Raw genomic sequence first — 3,634 nt, 5'->3', positions numbered from 1 at the left:
AAAAAGAAATTGGAGAATATTTTGCGATCGAAATTGACCCAATGGTTAAAAAGATAGGGCAAATTTCAGCAAAAAAAAACTCAGTTGAAAGCTGATATCAAATCCGGTTAAACAGTTATAGAATAGACATCTCCAGAAAAGAGGCAGTAGTCAGTAGGGGAAAAGAATTGATTATTTCTGGATAATAACTGAAGTTGATTTTTGATTTTTGGAGATGTCAAATAGTTAACTATTTAGGAGTCAGGAGTCAGGAGTCAGGAGTAGAGAGAATCACAAATATTTAGGGTTTGCTGAAAAAGTATTTTTTAAGGAGTAGGGAAGCGGGGGAGTAGAGGAGTAGGGGAGAATTTTTTTGCCCAACTATGCCCTAAAAATGCGTTCCTTTTTAAGCATGAAGAGCTGAAAACTATGTACTTTTTCAATACCTAAAAAGGCATATACCTTTATCTAGTAATTATTTGAGATTTAATCAGCAAACCCTATTTAAATAATTTTTTTTATGCCTAACTCCCACAGATATGAATGGTAAAGTGAATGCAAGTGCGGGCATCTTGCCCGCGACTGGTGTACCTTACTAATATGAAATACGCTGTAAATTCGGTAGTCTTGCATAGTAATGATACACAGCAAAGAGAGACGTTACTAATGTATGGGTATGATTTGTATTTTTTGACGGTTACTAAACTATTGAATGACAAATATTTGAGATTCTTCAGTTTTTCTTTTCATACCTTGATTCAGCAACGCCTAAAGAGGAATACCTGGCACTGATAACTGATAACTGTTAACTTATAACTGAAATGACTTTTTCCAATTTCGGTTTTTCTGCTTCCTTCTCTATGACACTTAACTGTTTATTCTCAGCTAAATATTCAGCTAACTGCGCCTCAATATTCTCTTTGACAATATGACGATACTCATAAAAATGTTCTATATGAGCGCAGGTACTAATATAACGTGGCAAAATATTAGGATTATGTTTTTTAATACTAAACAAATGATGCCAAAACTTCCAACGAGTTTTCCGCTTTATTCCCTGCCGCCAGCAAATAATTAATAACGCTCGCAACTCCATCCAACTTGGCATTTTTGCAGCACCTTTATAAGTGGGGGCACCCATCATCAGAAAATGTCGATAAGTTCGGTCTAAAAATTTTTCATGGTCGTACAACTGCCAGAATGCTTCTACATACTCCTTTGCAATATTTTCTATTGGTCTGGTGGGGATAAAATTCATCAGTGTCACTTGATTAGCATTAGCACCTTTATCTAAAAGCCGACCTTCCTTCTTTAGACGATGCCAAAGTGCAGTATTAGGTAAGACTTGCAACATACTAAACATGGCAGTGGGAATAGTTGTTTCTTCCACAAATTTAACAATGCGATCGCCTGCTCCTGGTTTTTCTCCATCAAAACCGATAATAAACCCTGCCATTACTCTTATGCCAGATTTAATAATTTTCTCTACTGCTTCATTGAGAGGGTTACGATTATTTTGATATTTGTGGGTTAACTCTAAACTATCTTCATCAGGAGTTTCTATTCCCAAAAATACTGCTCTAAGATTAGAATCTACCATTAATTGCATTAATTCTGGGTCTTCTGCTAAATTAACGGAAGCTTCGGTAGTCATTTTAAATGGATATTGATGTTCTGCTTGCCAAATTTTTAATTCTTTGAGCAACAACTTAACATTACGTTTGTTACCGATGAAGTTGTCATCCACCATAAATAGAGAGCCACGCCATCCTAAATTGTAGAGGTAATCTAATTCTGCTAATAATTGTGCTGGCGTTTTGGTACGGGGTTTGCGACCATACAAGACAATAATATCACAAAATTCACATTGGAACGGACAACCACGGGAAAACTGAACCGACATAGATTCGTAATATTCCATTTCCAATAAATCAAATCTGGGAATAGGAGTAATTGTCACATCTGGTTTATTCCCATCTGCACGGAAAATACCTTGAGTTTCCCCGCGCTGAATAGCATCGATAAACATTGGCAAAGTAATTTCCCCTTCGTCCAGAATCAGAAAATCTACACCACTGTCCAGTTGCTCTTGGGGTAATGCTGTGGGATAAGGCCCACCACAGGCCACTAATTTATTGCGTTGTTTTGCTTCTCGGATTTGGTCATGAAAGTCTTCTTTTTGGACAATCATGGCCGAGAGTATTACTAGGTCTGCCCATTCCCATTCTGCTTCTGTGACTGCCCTAAGATTTCTATCGACTAATTTATATTCCCATTCCTGGGGTAAGATTGCTGCTACTGTTACTAGACCTAACGGAGGTAGCATTACTTTGCGATTTATCAGTTCCAGAATTTTTTCAAAAGACCAGAAAGATTTGGGAAATAAGGGATAAATTAATAAGACTCGCATTAAAAACTAACTCCTCACATTAGGATGAAATATCAGTTGATACAGACTCAGCCTAACTTTAACGTTATTAAGTTAATTTCGACGATTAATTAAATTAAATATTAATTATTTACTGTTTGTTGGGTTTTCCCCATTCTAGAGATGCTCCACGAAGGAATACATTAACCCAACCTAGAATCTAAGTTAATTCAAATTAGCAATAGCTTTTCGCACTTGCTCAACTTCTAATTCTAAAATTTCGTCAATTTCCTCAACAGAAAAGCCTTTTTTTAATAAACTAGGAATTACTTCCAATTTCCCTTCTATTTTTCCCTCTATTTTCCCTTCTATTTTACCTTAAGCTTTTGATTCTGCCATTAATTCCTGAGCAAAACAAGTTTTTTTCAAATCATCAATACTAAACATAGCTTCTAACTCCTGACGACTCATTTCTGATAATTTTTCTAGAACAATAGTTGAAAATATGAGAAAAAATTTGTTGGGTTTTCTCCATTCAGAGATGCTCCACGAAGGAATACATTAACCCAACCTAGAATCCAAGTTAATTCAAATTAGCAATAGCTTGTCGCACTTGTTCAACTTCTAATTCTAAAATTTCGGCAATTTCCTCAACAGAAAAGCCTTTTCTTAATAAACTAGGAATAACTTCCAATTTTCCTTCTATTTTGCCCTCTATTTTTCCTTCAGCTTTTGATTCTGCCATTAATTCTTGAGCAAAACGAGTTTTTTTCAAATCATCAATACCAAACATAGCTTCTAACTCCTGACGACTCATTTCTGGTAATTTTTCTAGAACAATAACTGACAATAAATTCAAAAATTGTAACCGATAATTTTCCTCGGTAAATTGTTGTTTTACTCGATTAATTAATACGGTTACTCTCTCCAAAAATTGTTTCTTACTTGCTACAACTAATTGAATGATTTGTACACCTAAAGGAGTTGTTTCACTCACTTCTAATTCATTCAAATAGATGCGTTTGACTAGGGGAGAATCTATACCGTTTCACGGAAGTCAGAAGTCAGAAGTTAGAAGTCATAAGTTAGATTTGAGGTGACTAAAAACTCTGACAATACAATAGTTTCAGGCAATTATTCAACATTCAAAGTTTGAAACTATTTGTGACATTCTTAAAGTGAATTGGTATCAAAAGGGTTGTACAGATTCTCTTTGTCTGTCTGTTGGCTCAATACTACGAGTTTTAAAGGTAATCATAGCACGGCATCTTAAGTCTGGTTCGTTGT

Annotated in this window: 2 protein-coding genes; both read right to left on the bottom strand. The window is 35.3% G+C overall.

The window, feature by feature from the left end; translation table 11 throughout:
- Positions 1–784: 784 nt before the first annotated feature.
- Positions 785–2,389, bottom strand: a complete 1,605-nt coding sequence (locus AC3DU7_RS28435; protein WP_488042613.1) for a B12-binding domain-containing radical SAM protein — start codon at positions 2,387–2,389, stop codon at positions 785–787.
- 541 nt (positions 2,390–2,930) lie between these two features.
- A complete protein-coding gene (locus AC3DU7_RS28430) occupies positions 2,931–3,389 on the bottom strand; it encodes a DUF2887 domain-containing protein (protein WP_488042614.1) in 459 nt (152 codons plus the stop codon).
- Positions 3,390–3,634 lie beyond the last annotated feature (245 nt).

This window comes from Okeania sp., assembly GCF_983059655.1.
Note: the sequence above shows the minus strand (reverse complement) of the source record. Positions and strands in the feature narration are given on the sequence as shown.

What these genes read in the sequence shown, in the direction of transcription:
- AC3DU7_RS28435 (WP_488042613.1), bottom strand. Translation starts at nt 2,389, where the DNA reads ATGCGAGTCTTATTAATTTATCCCTTATTTCCCAAATCTTTCTGGTCT.